We start from the raw sequence: 21731 nt of genomic DNA, 5'->3' as shown, positions 1-21731 counted from the left end.
ATATATAGTAAACATTTAAATATAAAATACTATATATTGTGGTTTATATTCAGAAAATTGGTTCACAAAGCCGCTAAAATAAATGAGAATTCATTCTCAAATGCCCCTGGCTTGGGCATTTGGTACATTTTGGGAAAGAACCACAAGATATTGTTTGATGTCCTCTTCGGATGGCGGATTTAGCGTTTTATCCGGCACGTTTTCCCGACAAACGTACTGTTGAAGGAAATATTTATTCGCTCCTTTTATCAATTCACCAATTTTTGCAATGTCGGAAATGTCATGAAACTCCTTCACAAGTGTGGTTCGAAATTCATATTCCGTTTTGCCTTGAAGAAGAATCCTTATGCTCTCCTCAACAGGCCTGGTGTCCAGATCCTTAACGCCAACGGTCATGCCGTATTTATCAAGGCTGTTCTTAATATCCATGGCGACATAATCCACAAGGCCTTCATCTGTAAGTTCAGCCAAAAGCCCAGGATGATAGCCGTTTGTATCCAGTTTGATAAGGAACCCTCTATCCCTGATCTTAATGATAAAATTCTTAAGTTCCTTCTGAATACAAGGCTCTCCGCCGGATATGGCAACTCCGTCCAAAATGCCCTTTCTCTTGTCCAAAAAAGTAAAGAACTCCTCCTCTTCCATGTAGTCATCAGTCAGATTCTCAACGAGTTCAAAGTTGTGGCAAAAGGGGCATCTGAAATCACAGCCGCCCAAAAAGACGGTGCAGGCCACATGCTCAGGAAAGTCCAGTAATGTCATTTTCTGAAGTCCGTATATCCTCATGAATTAAGTCTCCGTTCTCAAAAATCACTCTAATTATAGCAGATTGAAAATATTGGAGCAGAGAAAAGACCCGGACAAAGCCGAGTCTTTTCTCTGTTATTTAATATAACACCCCAATCCGAAATGTTAGTCAATAATCTGTATATATCAGATCTCTTCGCTTCCCTTGAGCTCTTTGATTCTGCCAAGGAGCTTTTTCTCATTGTAAGCAAAGAATAATACAGCTCCGATAAAGCAGGTAATAAGAGCTACTACAGCTGTTGTTCTGTAGCTTGCAGGTGTCTTGTCCACTGTGATTGAAGTAAATACTACAAGTGCAAGAGCCTGACCCATCTTGAATGCAAAGGTACGAGCTGCAAAGAACATACCGGATCTGTCCTCACCGGTCTCAAGTCTTGTGCACTCAGCTACGTCTGCAACACAGGCCTGAGGAAGAATTCCAAGGATAGCCATAGGAACAGCTGCCACCACAGCAACTATAAAGCCCCAGTGAAGTCCCTTACCGCAGATGGATGTGATAAGGAATACAACGCAGTATGAAAAGAAACCGATAATGATAAGTGGCTTCTTGCCTATCTTCTTGGCAAAAACGTTAACAAAAGGATACAGGCAAACACTGATAAAAGTCATTGTTGCTGTAAGCAGGAATGTCCATGAATCCTCGATCTCCATGAGCTGTGTCTCATAGAAGGCAAGACCTGTCTGGAAAAGTGTGAGGGCAAAAAAGTAAATAACATCACTGTATACAAAGCGTCTGAACTGTCCGTTTGAGAAGGTGCTGATAAGTGACTTGAAGGGCTGTGTCTGACTGGGTTTGCTGTCAATATAATCCCGCTCGTTGATGTAGAACGCAGGGAAAATCATTGCAAGACATGCAATAGTTGCCATAATAGCAACAGCCATTCTGATCCCGCCTGCCTGTCCAAAGCTGCTCTCAAGAGCACCTGCAACGTTAGGAAGAAGGAATGAAATACTCTGTCCGACGATGAAGGTGAATGAAATAAAGGTTGATACGTTGATCCTGTGCTGCTGCGTATCTCCAAGCTCTGCAATAAGTGCGTTATAAGGTGTGCAGAACATTGTCATGAAGAGATAGAACACCATCAGAAGGATGAATAAAAGTGTATCGTTAAATACTATGCTTCCTGTCTGGGGAAGAACAAAAAGTGCGATAGTGCAAAGTGAAAAAGGAATAGCCATTACGCGCATAAAAGGAATTCTTCTTCCACCCTTATAGTTACTTCTGTCAGACCATCCTGCAATAAGAGGATCTGTTATAGCGTCAAATATACGTCCGCAGGCAAGAACAAGGCCAAACAGAGTAAGTTTGAATACAATAGGATTCTGTGTGATCCCTGCTGCAAAAATACCCGTGTTGGGATTAAGATCACTTGGTTCACCTGTATAATAGTAAACCATCCAGTTACTTACGATTCCGGAAAGAAGACTCCATCCGAACTGTCCCAGTGCGAAGATCCATAATAATGCGTTTGTAATAGGTTTTAGCTGTTTCATTTCTTGTTTTCCTCCTTAAGCTTCATTGCAAGCTCAATCACTTTCTTCGCCCCATCATAAATTCCCGCCTGCTTATTTGCGACAATTGCTTCGCACATCTCATCCAGAAGGCTTGTCTCAAGGAACTGATCAAGCATCTGAATTGTATGCGGTATATCCCTGCACTCAAGTGTTCCGTCACCAATTTCAGCAGAGTGGATAGCCCCCCACATCTCATGCTTTCCTACTCTTTTGATAAAGAGCTTGGGTACAGGATAAAATGCCAATTCACTTGGCTTGGTTACAAGTACATCTGCGCTTCTCATAAGAAGGTTGGTGGCATATACAGCCTGGAAAATGTCCTTGTGATAAAAACCGTGAATTCCGGTTATTTCCTTATTCTCGTCAAGAGCATTGGTGGTGAAGTTAAGTGTATCCTCCCAATCATCCATATGCTCCTTCTTAAGAGCTGCCATCTCGGGAATCTCTCTTACGAGCTCATCCCAGACATTGCGGTAATCACCTACGTTTACATAAAGAGCTGCTTTCTTCTCTTTGATGTAAGGAATGAGGTGCTTAATTATCTCGGCAAAGATCTCTTTCTGAGCTCCTGCTCCACCGATGGTGAGAAGGAATCTCATGGGCTTGCCGTTTTTCCTGCGATTAAGTCTTGCCTGACAATCAGCTTCGATGTTGCTTACCAGCTCATAATCAATGTAGTGGCCTGTATAAACAAGGTCCTTCTGAGGCATGGGTTTGCAGACATTCTTCTTGTTCATTCCATTGAGAATACGATATCCCATATATGCATTTCTGCACTGTATTGTATGAAGTGAGCCCTCGGAGAGGTGAAGGGCCATAGGCCAGTTGTCGGGAATTGCATTGACAACATTCTTCATTCCTGCGTGAATGGCTGCCTGGGCGGGCCATACATGTGTTGCTACAACAGGCACTTCCTTGGGAACATTTTTATAAACAGGTGCCATAAGTTCGGCATTCTTCTGATCCTTGGCGTTATATGAAAGAGCTCTGAAGCCTTCATAGTTCGTAGGCTCCCAAACAAGCTTATTGAAAATAGGATTTTTGGAGAGCCTTGAACCTAATGAATAGAGATCATTCTGATGTCCTATTACCTTGGTACAGGTGGTCTCCGGATAGGAATTGAGATCCATCCAGTAAGGAGTGTAGCCAAGATGGTGAGCATAGGATGCAATCGCCATTGAGATACGGTAATGGCCAAAGCCCATGCGGATGTTACCTACGATAATACCCTTGTCCTTATCAATTTCCCCCCCTGAAGAATTGGCAGACACGACAATATTCCGGACACCCATAATAGGTCCAATCACTTGGTTTTCGGTAACATTTATCTTGTAATCTACATTAGAATCATCCCCAAACTTTTTGATATAACTTTTTTTCGACTTCAAAGCGGCTTTATAATCGCTGTCCTTAACCCTGTTGCCAAATATCACTTTTGATCTTTCAGTCATCGCACTCCCTTTTCCGCCGACTAACCCTATCGGCTTTTCATAACATCTCTATCGAGGAAACCATGTTTTATTTTTCAAGTTTCCACATTGAAATATTAGCGTAATATGCACGAAAAAACAAGAAACGCTTTTTACAATTTTCGTTTCCTGCTTTTGTGCATTTTTACTTTTTATGGGATGTTTTATATGACTGCAACGATGGCCAGATTCTTATTGGCCGCAAGATCAATAAATTGATTTCCGCTCTTTACAACAGGTCGTGACAGATGCACCGGATTGATGAAGATGATCTCTCCGGTCTTGCCGTTGTTGAGCATAACTCTATTGGCTATAAAGGTGTTAACGATATTACTAAGGAACGTCATTATTGCATTTGGATCATATTTATAGAGGCCCTCAGCCTCAAATCTGGCAATAACGTCAAAGGGGCAGACTCCCTCCCTGTAGGTTCTCTTGGAGGTCAGGTCGTCGTAAGTATTAGCAACAGCAACTATAGATGCTATCTCATCTATCTGCTCACCTTTAAGATGAAGAGGGTAACCTGAGCCGTCTCTCATCTCGTGGTGCATCAGAATGCTCTTTTTGATATGCTCGTCAATGTCCAGGCCTTTAACAAGTTCATAGCCTTTGGTAACGTGCTCTCTCATTGCGCGCTGCTCATATTCGGTAAGTTCCTGCTTCTTATTAAGAATATCCTCCGGAACATAGAGCTTACCTATATCATGCAAAAGCCCTGCCGCTGTGGCCACCTGTATCTTTTCCTCCGGAAGTCTCATCCAGGTAGCGAGCGTGTTACAGATAAGTGAGACATTCAAGGAATGAACATATACAGCATCGCTGTTGTCCCTTAGGTTATGGAGCATGTCAAAAATGCCGGCTGTTCCCCCCGCTTCCACGAAAAGATGATAAACCGGCTCAGTGAGCTTATCCACATCAAGCTCCATGGACTCGTTCACGATCATCCTGAAGGCCTCCTCAAGTTCCTCGGCATATTCCTCCAGGTTCTGTTTAAATCTGATGAATTCCTCCGAGCTCTTGACACGCTCGGCATAGGATGGAGATGATCCGGAAGCGCTCTTGGGCCTTGCCGGCGCTTCCTTCTTCACATCCTCCACAAAGACATTATAAAGGGAATAGGCCTTGATCCTGGCTATGTCCTTTTCATCCAGAATCGTACCCTTAGGCAGAACAAGTCTGTCATCGATAGTATAAATATTTTCCGAGGCAACCATCCCCGGCTCTAACTTATCTACTGATACCAGTCTCATAAACGCCACCCTGTCAGCTTAAAATAATGTAACTTTCCAACTATATTATAGCATACAGTTGACGGTATTGCGTCCGCATGTTTCAGCTGAATTTCCAGTAGATTCCGTAGCTTTCTTTATACTGGTTAAAATGGGTTGTGAACACAAGAGGTGTCTCCACTCCGGTAAGATCAAACTCTGTACCTTCCTCTCTTTTTATGAGATGCTGACCGATATTGCCGATAAAATCATCTACCGTCTCACCAGTGGTGATCTTAAGTTCATCGGATTCACAGCTCTTTCCTGCTGCAACACGAACAGCCACGCCGTGGCTTGTCTCGCTTATCTTAGCTGTTCCAAGTCTTGCAGACAGAAGGTAAGGTCCATAGCAGAATGCGTAGGTGTTCTTCCCGTCCTGAAGATTGTGAGCACATATTCCCATAGGAAGCTTCAAAGTGATACTTGCGCCTTCCCTGACAGCACTTCCGGGCACGATAAAGAAACCGTCCGCCTCTTTGATCTCAGCCTCCTTGCCGTTTATTGTAAGCTGAGCAGCGCCTTTAAGCCACTGAGGTTTTCTGAAGTAAATATCATCTTCCGCATTTCTTCCCTCATGAGGAATGATCTCAAAACTGACAACATCGCTCTTATCAAAATCACAGCTCTGAACCAGTCTGTAATCATCCATGTCAAGCTCCGATGAAATGTACATTGCCACCACAAGCTTTCTGCGGAACCTGAAGTAGATGCCTCTCTGAAGCTTGGTGAAATTCTCATAGCCCGTGCCGGTGCAGCACCAGAAGTTGCCATCCAGTGTATTGAAGACCTTATGGAATCCAGTGGCCATAGGCTGGAAATAGGTGGTAAAACCGGTGTCATGATTAAAGGACGCTGCAATGGCATTCAGAAAAGTATTGGCGGAATAATCCAGATACTTCTTATCTCCCGTCACCGCAAAGAGTCTTCTGGCAAATTTCAGCATATTGTAGGTATTGCAGGTCTCATTATTGACATTGGTCCTCTCGGCGTCAAGGATATTGTCTTTTCCGAAGTGCTCATCCTCGCTGTTTCCGCCTGTTACATAGGTGTGCCTCTGGATCACCATATCAAAAAAGGCTTTGGCATATTCAAGATATCTTGTTTCATTATTGTCTGCTTCATATCTTGCCAGAGCACCGATGAATTTTGGAATTGTGGTATTGGCATGAACGTTGTCAAAAAGATCCGTTCCATCCGCAAGGATCTTCTCAAACAAAGGCTCCTCATCAAAGGCATGAGCAGCATCCATTATCCTTCCCGGGAACTCAATGGCAAGGGGGCTTCCTTTTTCGCCCAACTCTTTATTTATGAGATAAAGCTCGTAGAGACAGTCGTTCATTCCGCCATATTCAATGGAAAGAACAGTCTTTCTTGTTTCCTCAGACCAGCTCTCACAGCGGGCTGCGATCCAAAGCCCCAGAGCGTTGTCGATCTTAAGCGCCTTCTCATTGCCTGCGAATTTATAGGCAGCGTTAAGGCCGGACATGATCTTGTGCATTGTGTACCACGGAACCCAAGCCTCTGTAAAAATCTCCCCAAGTCCCTTCTCCACATTGTCAAACTGAAGGGCCGGATTGTCTTTGAATTCCTTTGACGGCAATGTAGCCGCAAACAGATATCCCTCATAGACGGTTCCGCTTGTCTTCTCCTGACACTTAGCGAGGGAATCGATTATATAGTCAAGTCTTTCACTCACCTTCTTTTTGTCGGAAGCACTTATTCCGGGGTACGCAAAGGCCTGAGACAGCGCTGTGATGTAATGTCCCATGGTATGGCCTCCTATGAGCCCGTCTTCCCACATTCCGCCGTAGCGCTCCTTGTGCTTCATAAAAGCATTGAGTTCTTCGCCTTCCATTCCGGCGATGATGCCTGCCGTCTCACGAAAGCCCGCAAGAAGACGGTCGGGATCAAGAAGAAGCAGGTTACTTACTTCTTTTTCAAAGGCTTCTTCAAAGTATCTGTCGGTAATCTTTGAATTAAAAAATCCTATGTCAATCCAATTGTTTTTCATACATGATTCTCCTAAAAAAATGTGATGTCATATCTTATTGTCTAAGAATAACATCACATTTTTATGATTAGAATGTTATAAAGTTTGAAATGGTATCAATTTGGAAGATGGATCATTCCTCCTCCAAATCATAGCTGATCTCATCAAGCTCGGCATGGTAGAATTCGGACCAGCTGTACTGATTCATATAGTCGCCCACATATTTGTATTTGGAATCATTACCGTAGTCAAGCCAGTCGTAGAGATCACATTCAATCTTGTCCTTGGCAATTGCCATACTGCCACGCTGCTTGAGAATGATACCGTCAAGCTTAAGCCTGGTGAAAGTATTCTGAAGATCCTGCCGAAGGTTGCACAGATATGACAGTTTCTTCTCCGGATCTCCGTCATCCTCCCAGAGGGATGCGATGATCTCACCGTTGCTGGTCTGGGCGCCTCTGTTATTTACAAGAAGTGCCACTATTTCCTTGGTCCTTGTATACTTAAAGGCCACAGGCTCCCCGTCAACAAATAGTTCAAAATTGCCGAAGGTCTGGGCAAAAACTCTTTTGTATCTCTTTTTGGTCTCGGGATAACGAAGCTGCTCCAGTTCCTTTTTTACCTCATTCCCGGAACCGGGCTTTTTGAGATATCCGCTGGCATGAAGCTTCATGGCTTCGAAGGCATAGTCGGTTTTATCCGTGAGATAAATCAGATTTACAAAGGGATTCAGGTCCTTCAGATACTTGCCGAGATCAAGCCCCGTCAGCTCGGGCATCTCCACATCAAGAAATGCCACATCTATCTCTTCCTCCCTGGCCTTGGCAAGAGCTGCCAGAGAACTGTCATAATAATAGCAGGTTGCATCGGGAATGGTCTTGGATAATAATCCCTTAATCTTTTTCAGGGATGCGCTGTCACTGTCTACTGCAAGTACTCTCACTGCGCACCTCCTTTCGGCAGGGATACGCTTTTGACCTGCTGATTCTTCCTCTGCTCCGGTGTCATGTGAAGAGGATCTGCCTCTCCCACCACCAGGGTTTCTCCGTCGTTAAGAGCCGCCTCATGAAGTGGCCCCGAGTTCATGTCTGCCAGTACCAGTGCAGCAAACCTGTCATAATTATCATCGTCGATAACAGGAAAATGGTATTTCATGCGATACCAGTGCTCAGGATCGTAGCCGGCGTCGCCGATGTAGAGCCTGTCAGCGGTATCAGCAACCTCTTGAACCCCTGCCTTTTCCCCGGGCTCCAATCCGGCGTCCTCACAAAAAAGAACACCGTAGGCCTTAAGAATCCTGTCCCTTACAGTTTCATCGCTGCCATTTTTATTTTTTCTCCCCGTAGGAGTGTCCATTACTTCGTAGTAAAAGTCCTGGGACTCCTCACTTTCTTCAAAACTCACAATCGCATCGTAGAACTTTCTGATGTCGATATCTTTAGCTAATGATGCCATTGGTCCTCCTCATAAAATGTTTTATTATTCTATCTTATCACCAAAGTGCATCGGAAAGTACACTAGATCAGATAAGCATATTTCCCCAGAAGATCAAAGGTAAAGGCGACACTGCTCCCCTTGGAAAGCTCCATTTTAAGGGCCTTCATCAGGTGTCTCATGGTCAGCCTGTCACCCTCCGCAGCAGCCATTGAGCAGGCATTCAGGAACACAGTCTTGATAACGCTGCCGGTGAAATCCTTGAACTGCTCCGCCAGAAAATCGATATCGATTTCATCGTGGGGAATCCTGTCATTAATAAGGCTCTCCCAGATTTCCTTCCTCATCTCTGTATCAGGATTGTCGAAATGAGCCACATATCTGATCCTTCGCATAAAGGCAGGATCAATGTTTCCCTTTATATTCGTCGCCATTATGACGATCCCGCTGTAGGATTCTATGCGCTGCAAAAGATAAGAGATCTCATTGTTGGCATACTTATCCTTGGAATCCTTCACTTCGCTTCTTTTTCCAAATATGGAATCCGCCTCATCGAAGAACAGAACCACATTGGCTTTTTCCGCAAAAGAGAACACTTTTTCCAGGTTCTTCTCGGTTTCGCCTATGTACTTGTCCACTACATTTGACAGATTGATCTGATATAAAGGAATGGCAAGCTCTCCTGCTATGGCATTGGCGGTCATGGTCTTACCGGTTCCCGGAGGGCCGCTTAGAAGAAGACTCATGGCGCTTCCGTAGATGTAATTCTCCTTCTGGCCCCATTCATCGAATACCTTGTTGCCTATCCTCACGCTCTTGATGACATTTTCAATAACTTCCTTTATATCCACATTGAGCTTCACATCCTTAAGCCTGGTCCTGGGATAGATTATCCTTCCCAGCTTAAGGTTTTTCTCCATACCACCCGCAGACAGTGCAAGCCTTGACAGGAACATGTTCCTGTCTTCACCGTCTCTTTTCTTTATGCTTTCCAGGCCTCTTATAACGCTCATGGTCTCGCTGGCATTAAGGTGATAGCGCATGGCTGCTTCATTTGGATCAACATCAATATCATAGAGCTTTGAAAAGCCTGCCCATAAAAGCTTTCTCTCATCATAAGACAGCCTCTCGGGAAGCTCCAGAATGAGCGCATCTTTCCTTCGTCTTTTCTTGATCAGAGCAGCTGACGTGTCGCAGCAGATGATAAGCGGCACCTCATAGTCAACAATGACATCCGCCACATCCCTCTCAAAGGCCTCAAGTATATTCTCATCATTATCATTTGTAAGCTCATCCGTAATGCCGTATATGCAGATGCCCGCATTCTGCAGCATTGCTTCTCTCACAAGCTCACTTCGTAGTCTTAAAAAAAGCTCACGCCCGGAGCCCGTAAGGTCTTTAAGACTGATAAACAGAAAATCCCTGGCTATGCTTTTGGCAATATGCTTTGCCAGAAACCTTCTGCCTCCCTGCCTTGAGAGCTGAACTACCTTGCCGCCCTTATCAAAAAATTCCGAGCCCTCCTTGAGAATATCCAGGTTAATAAAGGGCTCATGGAGATCTGTGTCTTTATCAAACAGCTCACAATACATTGATAAAAGACCGGTCATTTCATCACTTCCTTCAAGGAAAGAGACCAGCCTGTCATCAAGCTTAAGCTGCTGATACATTATGGGAGAGGCGGTGGAATCAAGGTTAAAGAACACACGCAAAGGGAGGGCATATTCCAGCACCTCCTTCTCGGAGGGAAAAGGAACACCCTCGATTGCATAAGCCAGTCCCAGGCATACTCCGCATTTAAAGTATTTTTGAATATAATCATTGAGATCGGAATAGAAAAAAGCTGCCAGTGACAGATCAAGAAGTGATCTCATCACATTACTTTTTCCCAGCATATCAAGAAGAGCAAAATATCTTACGGCCTGATGGTCTGACAATTGTCTTTCCTGCTGCGCCCAGTTGTCAATGGCGTCCTTGTCCCCTCTCGAAACCGCATCCAGAAGCTGAGGATATTCCGCAACGGAATCCTCATAGCCCTTTTGTCTGAGTACTTCATCACAGCGCATCAGGATGAAGCTTACGTTGGTCTCCAGGTAAGTCATGTCTTTTACTCTTTTCCGAAAAATTGATCCAGCTGTCTTATTTTCTCTTCCAGTTCACCCAGTTCAGAAATATCCCTTAAATAATTCAGGTAGGAATCCAGAGTCGTGATCTGATTTCCCCCTGCCACATACAATATCAGATCGATAAAAACGTCCAGCTGGTCCAATACAGTGGCCAGGAAAAATCTGATATTCTCTCTTTCATACTCTGCTGCTCCGATGTTTATGGGCTTTCTGTAGCCGTAAAAGATCTGTCTCAGGGGCTTGTAGAGACAGAAATTTCCGAAGGAAGGAAACTCGCCTGTCGACAGTATCACATTGATATCGTTGATGGCAGATGCCACGATTCCGAAGTTTTCAAGTTCAACTTCCTTAGCCAGAGTAATATTAAAATGCACCGCCGGGTAGGGATAGTCCTCCCCGTTTGGGATTGCCTCAATGGCAGCTTCAATTATTGCCTCGGCGTCATTGACTCCTATGTGCTCCGCAACTGCCCTCAGTACGCCTTCACTATCCTCGCATTCCCCAAATAGCAGCTCAAAATCTTCCTTAAGATTTTTTCTTATCTCGTTAAATCCTGACACATCCTCATTGTTTGTTCCCATTTTCTCCCCCTTCAATTATGAAATAGATTCAAGAAGTACATTTCTCCAATCAGATGGTGCGCCTACGGAATCAAGAAGCTTTTTAAAGCTTACTCTTTGAACAAACTGATTGTAGGTTTCGCCCTCGTTTCTCTTAAAGAATGTGCTGACCACTTCTTCTGCAAGCCTCCTGTCACCTTCATTTGGTGAGGCCTTAGAATTCATCAAAAGAGCATGTGTATCCACAGCCATGAAAACGCGCATCAGTGGAGCCAGGTAATGCTTATTATTTATACCGGTCTCTTCCTTTAAGATATCATTAAATCCGGAAACGCTGTCCAGTCCGCTGTCTCCAAGGACATAACCCACATTACTCTTTCTAAGCCCTTTTCCGATGGCGGCGTTAACAATTTTCCCAAGAAAACTTGTTACCTTGCTGGCAAGCTTAAAAGGAAACGATATCGGGTTAAACCAGGACATTTTTTCTCCAAGTCCCATAGTTGTTCCTGTGATATTCAGTCCCTTGGCAATACCATCAATAACAGAATTCGGAATTTCCCTTCCTGATTTCTGCTTTGCAAGTCTTAAGTAAAATGCCGCCTGGGAATTCTGATTGGCAGCATTTCCCAATTGCTGGGCATCACGTTCTTCATTACTGGGATTGACAATTACCCGCTTTGCTGTCTGCATAGCTGTATTAATTCGTTCGGAACTACTGCCAAGTCTGTTTAAGGAACCCCAGGATGCGATTACCGAAATTGCATCTTTCAGAACTCCAAACAGATCTTTTACAATTGAAACAATACCCTTGACGGGATCCGGAATCCATTTGAGAGAATCGAGTATGTCCGCTCCGCCGGAAATAAATCCCAGGACATTGTCAATAATCTTGGATATATGAGGCCATTTGTCATCCCCGGGCTTGATCTTTCTGAGCTTTCCCAGTGACTCAATGGCGTTATAAATATTCTTTATCATCAAAATTACAGTGTTGATCACATTGCTGATGCTAACGCCAAGGGTAGCATCCCCCAGCATTGCCATGACAGGTAAAGCCGCAGCGGAAATACCTCCCGCAATTCCAAAGCCGTACTTTTTGTCAAATTCCATGAGACTGCTGGTGGTACCAATATATTTAATATATTGTTTATCCATGAGTTCCTTGTTAACTCCGGGCAAATTCTTTGAATCACCCAAAGCAGCGCTTGTAATTCCACCCAGCGTGTCGATAAGTGATCCGTCAAGAAGGCTCTGTCCCAGATTGGTAAAGGAAAAAACGCCTTCTCTTCTGGACATAAAGCTCCTCTTAACATGCTGGTCCTGAACCACACCGGGATTCTCGTTATAATTGAGATAGTACTGGATGCTGGCGCTGTTGACATGCTTAAAAAAGTCAGACCTTCTGATGGCTCTTCTCAGTCTCTCCTGTTCATTGGTCTTTTTCCAGTTAGGGGTTCCGAAATACGTCGTCTGGGACTGATCCAGAATATCGTCTTTATTCTCGGAGAAAAATTCATCATTGATAAAAAATCCCCTTACCCTGTTGCCGGTTCTTTTGGATTTGGCAGTATAGATCTTGGAAGATTTCTGAGAAAAGAGGAGACTTCCGTTGGAGGCACGCTCATCCGCCACAAGATTGAAGGCATTCATTGCCTGTCGCTCGTCCTTGTTCACCTCGTTTTCAACCATAGCTCCGCCGGGGCCCACCTGATGTCTTGCCAGATATCCCTTGAAATTGTTGTCGATCTTAACGATTCTTCTGGGAGCATTCCCTTCCTGCTCATCTCCAAGGTTATTGATTCCTGCAGCGAAGGCCTCGAATTTGGCCATTGTGTGACGCTTGACCATGCCCTCCAGGACGTTATTTGAATTTTCATTCAAAGCTCTGGAAACACTGAATTCAAAATTGCTGTCATTATATGGATTATTGCGGGCATCATTGGCAAAGTTGTTGATGTTTTCAATGTTATATACACCTATATACTCAGATATATTCTTGGCAACAACTTCCTGCGGTGCCGGATTAGCAGCATCAGGTCGTTCAAAACCGGTCTTTAACTGATCCTCGGTCTTCTCCCTGGACATCATGTAATAATTTGCCATAAGCTTGTCATAAGCTCTGTATCTGGGCTTAAAAGTGTTCCTCTTATAATCTGCCAGATAATTATTCCAGCTTTCATTCAAAGAAGCAATCTGGGAAACGGCATTATTTGCTTCAACACGAGACTTTTGATAAGTTGCGAGAGCACTGTTTGTTTTACCTTCATACCTTCCGAATACTCGTTTAAGAAAACCCGGGTCCTCTGCCTGATGGGCCTGAATCCGGACTTTCAGACGCCTCAGCTCATCCGCATCCTCATTCTGGGCACTGGCTATCAGATTATCAATTGTTGCCACCATAGCATTAGCATCTGCTACACTCATGCGACTGCGGGCAAGAAGATATTCTCCGTACCTGATCTTTGACTCACGAATTTTTCTCTTGGCTAAAGCTGCCGCAGGAAGCATCTGATTATTTTTGTGATCCTGGTGCTGCCTTGCCATTTCCGCTGCCTCTTCAGCTGACAGTCGGTTTTCCTGTGCCATACGGGCCCGCAGAGTATTTCTTACGCCAACAGCTACATCTTCTCTATCAGCAGCGCCGCCGGCAAGTGCATTTTCCCCTGAATCCATAAAATTGTGTTTGTTAACAAGAGCATTACCGTTCAGGGTGCCAACATCACTGACAAGACCCTTTTCAAAAGACATTTTTTTCGGAGCTGCTTCTTTTACTTCAGGTGGCATAATATAACCTCCGTGTCGAATAGATCATTCTTCGCAGAATAGTTGATATATCGATTATTAATAGTGTAACATAGCAATCATACTCTCTCAACCTTGGGCAGTGAATGAGGTTTTAAGCTGTTTAAGCAGTAATCATGCTGCCTTCATCTTGTCAAAAATTCCGGTGATGGCAGATGCATCGGTCTTACCAATCTGATCCTTAAGTCCCAGTACCAGCATAACTGTCGTTGCCATTACCTTGGTCTCCCTTACGGGATTGAACTTGCTGGCGCAGTATGCAATGGAAGTTGCCATCTTCATACCCGTATCCCGGACAAGCTCATCCTCGTTTTCATATCCACTGCCCTTGCAAACGATATCAAGAACATCCCGGTCCATAAGCTCTGCCTGCATAACCTCCTTAGAGCCCGACAGCTGCTCATAGCTGCCTTTGATATCGGACACGAGCTTTTGTCCCTTATCTGTCTCGGTATAATAGCTCCTGAGCATTTTTCTGTCTTTGATACATCTTATGCAGTAAAAAGCAAACTGAACTCCAGCGTCCACAGCGCTCTTAACAAGGCTGGTGGCCACACCTGCATCAAGCTTTCCAAAGATTTCTTCGCCAAGGGCCATGCTCATATCAATGACATCTTTGGCAATAGCCATGTTCTGGATGGTATTGGCGGTTTCTTTGGACATGTGCTGAAGGTCTCTGTGCTCCTCCACAACATTTTCTTTTATCTTCTTTTGTCTCTCGTTCTCGAAGGCCTCCGCATCCTTAAGGGTCTTCTTATCCTTATCTCTTGTCTCCTGGCTGTTTGACATGTTCTCAGCCTTGTTAAGAAGCCTCTTATTTTGGATACTAAGGGCAATATCCCTGAAGCCGTCGATATATACCTTGTATTTATTTACCTTTCCCACAACCCAGGATACCTTATCCAGCATACTTTCTGCGAAGCCTGTAAAGAGCTCTGTGGAACTCTTGATAAATTCCACGCCCTCCTTGCCTATGGCGCCTTCTATAATGCCGGAAGTGACTTCTTTGGCCTTATCCTGTATAAGATCCACGAATTCCTGAGGCTTTTTAAGCAGCTCATCAACTTTCCCGTTGGCTTCTCTGTACTTGCTGATGGCAGATTTCACCACATCCAAAGTCTGTTTAACAAAAGGATTGGTGTCGTTATCTTCCTCAACTTCTCCCGTGTCCGGATCCACCTTGGACAGGACATAGGCGATGGCTTCGGAATATTTATTCTCAATGGTCTCCTTGATTGAAGTGGAAAGGGCTATTTTGACCACCGAATCGATGTCATCCATGTGTATCTTGGCATAGATCTTTTTCTTCATCTCCTCAGGCATTGCCCGAAGCTCGTTGTACTTGCCGGTGATGGCATGAATCTCATCCCTGATATCGCCGTACTGCTGCTCCACTTTATAATCGCCGATTATCGCATCAAGTCTCTTATCCTTGGCAAGCTCAGGCTTTTCCTCCATCTTTTTCCTGATAAGGTCACCTATCTTGTCAACCTTGATGCCCTCGGAGAAGGCTCCCACAATAAGCTCGTTTATCTCGTTGCCTAGGGAGGAACCGCTGGTGTACAGCTTTCCCACAAGCTGCTCCGTGACCATTCCCTTGATGTCGTAGCTCCTTGGATCGGTGGTGAGTATCTTCGGAAGATCCTTGATCCTCTTCTCTTTCTTCTCCTCATCGAGCTTTAACATCTCATCCAGCTTATCCATCCTTCTGTAGAGGCTGGGGCAGATAAGCTTGGTGACATCCTTTATTCCATTCTTAATATCAAAAATGTTTACTCCGCCGACAGTGGCCAGATCTCCCAGGGCATCCTTGGTGATAAGCTTCTTGCCCTGCTGAACACCGGCTCTGAAGAACTGATTGCCGGTATTATGAATGTTCTGGCGAAGAATGCTGTAATCCATGGATAACTGTCCGTGCCTTGTGATATCACCGGCGCTTCGATACAGCTCTTCGTTACCTTCGCGAAGATCCAGCTCGTAGGTAGCTCTGTTGACAAACTGAAGTGCACGAATGAACAGTTTCCAGTCCACAGCCGTATCTCTCTTGAATATGTAGTATTTCTCCTTGGCAAGCACATCCTCAACAGTTTTGGCACTCTTAAAGTCCGCAGTGTCATCAACCTGCGTTGACAGCAGAGATTTAAAGGCATCGGCATACGCCGTCTCGGAGAGGGTCACACCCTTGTTGCCGCTCATGGTCTGATCTATGTACTCATCCATAAGTCTGAATCTTCCGGTCTCATTGGCAAAGCATCTCTCCTTGGAGGAACGGAAAATATTGAAGTAAAGATTTTTCTTTGATATATCAAGGAAATCTCTTCTTGCCAGGACCTTGATGAAGAGCTTTTTCTGGTTCTCATTAAGTCTGACATAACCGGAAAGAGCCAGCTTGGCATCCTCATAATCCTCGGAGACTCTGTCTTTTTCCGATTCCTTTTTGAGAAACTCCTCCAGTGAATCTCTCGTTATGGAGGCCGGATCCTTGTCCTTTACATGCTCTCTGTAGGCTTCAATGGCCTTCTTGTTACCGGTGGCCTCAATATATTTAGGTGCATTCTGAAGTGCATACCTTGTAAGCCTGTCTTTATCAAGCTCATCCAGAAGGTCGATGGCCTTGCTGAGTATGTGCCAGTCCACCAGGCTCTTTCTCTCATAGCTCTGTGTGTCAAAATCCTTCTTGCCAAGTCTGCTGTCCTTGAGGGACCTGTTGTCCTTTACCTTGAAGCTGAGAGCCGTGATGAGAGCCTGCATACAGGCTCCTCCGCTTCCAAACTTCTCCAAAGCCTTCTCATGATTGTCTTCGGAGAACAAAAGCTTAAGCTCTTCCCTCTTATCCTCATCGATATGCTTGCCCGACTCCTTGGAACTGTCATCCAGAACAGCTCTGTTCTGAAGAATGGCGATAAGTCGGTACATATCAATGGCGTCCATCTTCTCAAGCCTCTTGGCTACCTTTTTCCTGTCCTCGATCTCCCTGTTTGCTTTCTTTAGGGCAACTTTTGCCAGCAGAGGTGCTCCCATGGTAAGGGGCACTTTGGCTGCGGTCTTGGAATAATCAATGGCTTTCTCGTATTTTGACAGCGCCTCCTTATCAAGCTTCGCATACTCAAGGAGCTTGTCCTTGACGGCAACGGTATCAAATCTGTCCTTTCTGAGCTTGTCCACCTCATCCATCTGTTTTCCCTTGCCCAAAAGGGCAGCCTCATAGATGGAAGAGATACCGTCTCCCATTCGGGTCTTGTCTTCCTTGGTGATAGGATCCTTTTGTGACTTCATCTTGCCTGTTATGGACTTTGCAAATACCCATGCTTTTTCAAAGGCAGAGCTGCTGAAGGCCTCCTTCTCGTCGCCGAAGAAATCAAGACCTGTATTGGTAAGCTTGTAATAACCAAGGGCATAATCAATCTTAAAGTCATAGTCCTGACCTGCCATGTACCTGGTCAGTTCCTTAAGTCTTGGCTCCACTTCCCTGTCGCGAAGTGTGCTGCTTGTAAGCACGGAAACAGAACCGGCATCAAAGCCGATGGCTCCTTTTTCCATAAGCATAAGACCAAGAGCAAAGAGTTCCTTTTCCTCCTCGGTAAGCTTGTTATACTTCTTCTCGCAGCCGTGACTTCCTTTCTCCCTGATGAGCTTCTCTATGCTGTCTCTTCCCATAAGCTCGGAGAAATTCCTGTTGCTCTTGTTATAGACCTTGCTGCTGACGGAATCATTGATGGCATCCCTGCAGATGTATCTGAGAGCCGTCTTGTCTGCTGCAAACTTTGACAGTTCCTCTTTCCATGCATTCTCATCAAAGCCGGAGCTTTTTCCCACACTCACTTCACTTATGATCTTCTCATGGAAATACTGCCTTAGTGCCAGCAGATAATTATTCTTGATAACCCTGTTTTCCTTCTTGTAATCCGCATCTGTATCAAGGGCCTCATCTGCGCACTTCATGAATCTGTTAACATAATCTATATAGGCATAGGCCTTTTTGGCCTTCTCCTCGAAGGTCTCCTTAGCCTTTTCATCCTGATCCTTTATTCCTATTCCCGTTGACAAAAGAGCTCTGAGATCCCTGGTGATATTGATTCTCTCCTGCTCAAGGGGAGCATAGCCGATCTTCAGATCTTCAATCTTTTTAAGCTCCTTGTAGTTCTTTCTGAAGGTCTTGTACCACGTTCCTTTGACGAAGCTTCTTTCTGCCCTGTAAACGCCCTTTATATCCTTATTTTCAAAGTTCTTCATGTTCCTGTAGGCATTAACAAGAAGGAGCCTCTGCTCGTCCTGACTGATCTTTTCTTCCTTTTCATCCGCGGTTCCAAGAACCCCCGCCATGTCATAGAGCCATTTCGCGTGCTTCTTGATCTCTGCTGAAAAAAAGCCATTTACATTTTTTTCCACAATAAGATCCGTCAGGAAGGGATCAAGGTCATAGTACTTTGATATTTCTTTTTTGATATAGTCCCTGCTCTTTTGCCAGTTGGTGTGGGAAAGGGATGTGCCCTTATCTGTTCCGATGGTGACCAGGGCTTTTCTCTTGAAGATATCCTCCAGCTCATCCGATACATTATCAAGTCCGATGAACTTATCCCTGCCCTCTCTGATGGTCTTCCTGTCAGCCTTCTTATCAATAATCTCCTTGCCTTTTTCCTTCATCTCATCGGAGATAACGGGTGTGCTGCCAGCGGTCTTTTTGTAGGTTTTCTCATAGTTCTCGATAAGAGCAGGAAGTTCGTTTAAAAAATCTTCCCTGGCTGTGAACATCATCTTTTTGGAAAGAGTCTTCATGAAGCTTGCGGCATTGAGATAGCCGGAGGTGGGTACATTTCTTCCTACTTTTCCATAGCCGAAGAAGATGCTTCCCGCTTCATTTCCAAGCTCCTTGATCTTCCTGTCAACAATATCTTTGTTGCTGTCAAATCTCTCGTAGGTCTTCTTTATCTCATCCTTTAGCGCCATTTTGGACGAAAGAACACTGAGTTTGGACTTGTCATTGTAACAGTCGGAAATCACCGCCTCGGCGCAGCTATAGACAGCTCCTATCTTCTTTGCCTTGCTCTTATCCTTTCCGACTACATCCTTCACCACAGAGTCTGTTGCCTCGGATATGGTTTTGTTTATGGAACCTTCATTGTAGCCGCTCTGACCAAAAAAATTCTTCTGCTCCCGCAGCATATCCTCTTTGATATGGGATATTTCGCCTTCAAGCTTGCCGTCATAGATAAGATCGAATCTCCGGTCTACGTAGATCTGCTTAAAAGCCTTCTGCATCTTCGAGGCATTAATCGCATCGATGTAACGGCCGAGCTTTTTGTCCACTTCACTCTTAAGATACTTCTCAAGAGTCTTCTGATCGCCGTCCATCATTACCTTGAACACTTCATTTTTTGAAATGAGCTTCTCAGCAAAAAGCTCATACTTACCAAGCCCCCATTTCTTCAGAAAATCAAGCTGCTTGATAAAGTGCGTATATCTTTCCTTGGAAAGGGTTGCATCATTGGAGCCGCCAGCCTTCAGGGCTTCCATCATTTTATCCTTTTCCTCGGTCACATGACCGTCAAAGGCATGTTTTTCAAGGACCTGAGTGACAATGCCATTAAGGTCAGAAACATCCAAAAGCTCAGGAGACATGGTCATCTCCATAAGCACTTCGTTGACTATGGCCTTGTTGTCCTTATGCTGTTCCCTGAGGTCCTTGACAAATTCCTTGTTATTTACAAGGTTTTTCTTGAGCATCACAGAGATTGATCTGATGGCACCTGTGGGCAGGAACTCAAGATCACCGATATCCTTTCCGCCGTTTGATAACTTACTTATAAGATTCTGCCTGAAGTATTCAATCTCATCTTTGTTAAGGACTGCTTTTATATCCTTACTGTCAAGAAAGAACTCTCCCATGATCCTGGCAGTAAAGCCCACGTCATGTCTCACTCTTTCTTTGCCAAGACTCTTGTAGTATTCAGCATAGGAAATATTGGGCTTGCTGACATCTATCCTGCCGTTCTTGCCGGACTTAAGGATTTTATCGAGCTCTTTTTTAAAGCTCTTTTTGTCATAGGTTCCCATGTTGTTCTTGAGCTCTTCGAGCTTGCCCCAGTTTTCGGCAGTGAGCCTGAGCTTCTTGTTCCTGCTGACCTTTTCTGCCTCACGGACTCCCTTGAGATTTGCATAGTAGGTATCGGCCCTCTTCCTTAGCTCAGAGGATTTCTGCTTAAGAACACCGCCTACGGTGCCATCTTCAGACAGGAATTTGGCAAATACGTCTCTGTCGGTCTTGGGGATCTGCAAAGTGTTCATAAGATGGCCAATCCTGGTTTCTGCTTCATATTCATCAGCAGCAATATATTTGATCCTCCTGATGCTGTCCTTGACCATGGCTGCGACCTGAACTTCTCCTCCGTAGACCAGAACAGGACCAATAAAGCTCTTAATCTTCTCTTTGATGCTCTCCGCTGATATCGAGGAGTAGCCAAGCTCCTGCACGAACTGATCGATAATAACAAGATTATCTGCGCTCTGGGCCTTAAGGGCCTGCAGCTTGTCGGCAAAGCCGTCGTCCTCTGATCTTACAAGAAGATCGTTGATATCACTTTTGCTCCAGTATCTCTGGTCATTTTCGTCAATTCCCAGCTCCTGCGTGAACTTCTTTTTTCTGGCCGTAACTTTCTCAATAAGATCCTTGTTGTCATTCTTATAGTCTTTAAGGAGCTTATCTATATGGGCTCTGAAATCATCGATCTCCTCAAAAATTATCTTTTTGCTCTCATCATCGGTATTGATCTTTTTGGAGAGATAGTCATTGAGCTTATCCTTCATGGATGAAAGCTGTAATGTAAGATCAGGATGCTCATCGCAGACCAGCTTAAGGGTAACCTTGTTGGCGATAAGTCTTCTGTTTTTATCAGCGACGATTCTTGCAAGAGTCAGCTTGTCCTTCTCAAGGAGCTTCTGATCCTTGAGAATTTTCTTAAGGACAGATTTGTATTCCTTTCCGCTCTTTAACCAGTCACCGATAACGATACCCTTTTCCTTGTCGGAAAAGCTCTGCTCATCTATGACAAGATTAACCTGGGCATCATCAACTTTTTTCTGAGCTGTGTTTATCACATTCGTTACATTCTGCTGGGTATAACTCTTAAGACCTTTGATGATATCAAGGATCCTGCAGCTGAGCTTGTATCTCTCTTTGCCGTAGTCATGACCATACAGTATCTTTTTGTGGCTCACCTGATAATATCTGGCAGTGGTCTCGGCAATTCTGAATACATCGTTAATATCCAGGGGGATATTGCCGCTTTTTTTGGCCTTGGAATAATTCTCGCCATAGTTTACCAGGGATCTGAAGGCGGATTCCATTTCCATAAATTCCTTGTGCTTAAGGTGGGTATCATCCTCCATGGCCTTCAGCACTTCCTTCATGGTCATGTTCTCAAATTTGTCATATTTGACATCAACAGCCTTCTTTTCGTCCTGATCCTCCTTAAGGATCTTCTCATATTTTCCAATCGCTCCTCCCACTATTTCATTAAAGGTGAGAGTCTCAAGGGGAAAAAGAGGCACTTTTTTCTTAGCGGATTTATCCGAATGCCTCTCAAGTTCTTCATTTATAACCGCAGCAGCACCTGCGTTTACCGGTATTTCCGAAGTCTGAGTCCTTATCGCACTCTGCTTTTGTTCCTTTTTTTGTTGCATCAGGTTCTGATCGCCGCCCATTGTATAACCCCTCTTTATCGAAAAATTGTTATATCTGAATATTCAAAGCTTCATCTGCA

The 21731-nt window shown here is 44.5% G+C and carries 11 protein-coding genes; all 11 read right to left on the bottom strand.

Annotation, left to right across the window (positions count from 1 at the left end; genetic code table 11):
• Positions 1-96 precede the first annotated feature (96 nt).
• Entirely contained in the window at positions 97-786 is a 690-nt protein-coding gene (locus NXH67_RS16315) for an anaerobic ribonucleoside-triphosphate reductase activating protein (protein WP_272798079.1), read from the bottom strand.
• Between the two features lie 147 nt (positions 787-933).
• Positions 934-2301: an MFS transporter gene (locus NXH67_RS16310; protein WP_272798078.1), complete on the bottom strand. Its 1368-nt coding sequence runs from the start codon at positions 2299-2301 to the stop codon at positions 934-936.
• On the bottom strand, positions 2298-3773 hold the full coding sequence (locus tag NXH67_RS16305; RefSeq protein ID WP_272798077.1) for a DUF6937 domain-containing protein: 1476 nt from the start codon (positions 3771-3773) through the stop codon (positions 2298-2300). Before NXH67_RS16305 ends, NXH67_RS16310 begins: the two co-directional genes overlap by 4 nt.
• A 182-nt stretch (positions 3774-3955) precedes the next feature.
• The gene (locus NXH67_RS16300; protein WP_272798076.1) at positions 3956-5041 is read right to left on the bottom strand and encodes an HD-GYP domain-containing protein; all 1086 of its coding nucleotides are present in this window, start codon (positions 5039-5041) and stop codon (positions 3956-3958) included.
• 82 nt (positions 5042-5123) lie between these two features.
• On the bottom strand, positions 5124-7070 hold the full coding sequence (locus NXH67_RS16295; RefSeq protein ID WP_272798075.1) for a beta-L-arabinofuranosidase domain-containing protein: 1947 nt from the start codon (positions 7068-7070) through the stop codon (positions 5124-5126).
• A 112-nt stretch (positions 7071-7182) separates the two neighbouring features.
• Positions 7183-7992, bottom strand: a complete 810-nt coding sequence (locus NXH67_RS16290) for a response regulator (RefSeq protein WP_272798074.1) — start codon at positions 7990-7992, stop codon at positions 7183-7185.
• Positions 7989-8504 carry a hypothetical protein gene (locus tag NXH67_RS16285; RefSeq protein WP_272798073.1) on the bottom strand — a complete coding sequence of 172 codons (516 nt, stop codon included), beginning with the start codon at positions 8502-8504 and terminating at the stop codon, positions 7989-7991. The genes NXH67_RS16290 and NXH67_RS16285 overlap by 4 nt, the downstream gene beginning before the upstream one ends.
• A 62-nt stretch (positions 8505-8566) precedes the next feature.
• The gene (locus NXH67_RS16280) at positions 8567-10585 is read right to left on the bottom strand and encodes an ATP-binding protein (RefSeq protein WP_272798072.1); all 2019 of its coding nucleotides are present in this window, start codon (positions 10583-10585) and stop codon (positions 8567-8569) included.
• A 5-nt stretch (positions 10586-10590) separates the two neighbouring features.
• Positions 10591-11190: a hypothetical protein gene (locus NXH67_RS16275; protein WP_272798071.1), complete on the bottom strand. Its 600-nt coding sequence runs from the start codon at positions 11188-11190 to the stop codon at positions 10591-10593.
• A 15-nt stretch (positions 11191-11205) separates the two neighbouring features.
• On the bottom strand, positions 11206-13953 hold the full coding sequence (locus NXH67_RS16270) for a hypothetical protein (RefSeq protein WP_272798070.1): 2748 nt from the start codon (positions 13951-13953) through the stop codon (positions 11206-11208).
• Positions 13954-14085: 132 nt separating this feature from the next.
• Positions 14086-21672: a hypothetical protein gene (locus NXH67_RS16265; RefSeq protein WP_272798069.1), complete on the bottom strand. Its 7587-nt coding sequence runs from the start codon at positions 21670-21672 to the stop codon at positions 14086-14088.
• Positions 21673-21731 lie beyond the last annotated feature (59 nt).

It is taken from the genome of Butyrivibrio sp. DSM 10294, from assembly GCF_028539135.1.
In the GTDB taxonomy this organism is placed as follows: Bacteria; Bacillota; Clostridia; order Lachnospirales; family Lachnospiraceae; genus Butyrivibrio.
This window is presented reverse-complemented; position numbering and strand designations above follow the sequence as displayed.

Excerpts from the sequence above, each read along its gene's own strand:
- NXH67_RS16315 (WP_272798079.1), bottom strand. The coding sequence starts at position 786 with ATGAGGATATACGGACTTCAGAAAATGACATTACTGGACTTTCCTGAG.
- NXH67_RS16310 (WP_272798078.1), bottom strand. The coding sequence starts at position 2,301 with ATGAAACAGCTAAAACCTATTACAAACGCATTATTATGGATCTTCGCA.
- NXH67_RS16305 (WP_272798077.1), bottom strand. The coding sequence starts at position 3,773 with ATGACTGAAAGATCAAAAGTGATATTTGGCAACAGGGTTAAGGACAGC.
- NXH67_RS16300 (WP_272798076.1), bottom strand. The coding sequence starts at position 5,041 with ATGAGACTGGTATCAGTAGATAAGTTAGAGCCGGGGATGGTTGCCTCG.
- NXH67_RS16295 (WP_272798075.1), bottom strand. The coding sequence starts at position 7,070 with ATGAAAAACAATTGGATTGACATAGGATTTTTTAATTCAAAGATTACC.
- NXH67_RS16285 (WP_272798073.1), bottom strand. The coding sequence starts at position 8,504 with ATGGCATCATTAGCTAAAGATATCGACATCAGAAAGTTCTACGATGCG.
- NXH67_RS16280 (WP_272798072.1), bottom strand. The coding sequence starts at position 10,585 with ATGACTTACCTGGAGACCAACGTAAGCTTCATCCTGATGCGCTGTGAT.
- NXH67_RS16275 (WP_272798071.1), bottom strand. The coding sequence starts at position 11,190 with ATGGGAACAAACAATGAGGATGTGTCAGGATTTAACGAGATAAGAAAA.
- NXH67_RS16270 (WP_272798070.1), bottom strand. The coding sequence starts at position 13,953 with ATGCCACCTGAAGTAAAAGAAGCAGCTCCGAAAAAAATGTCTTTTGAA.
- NXH67_RS16265 (WP_272798069.1), bottom strand. The coding sequence starts at position 21,672 with ATGGGCGGCGATCAGAACCTGATGCAACAAAAAAAGGAACAAAAGCAG.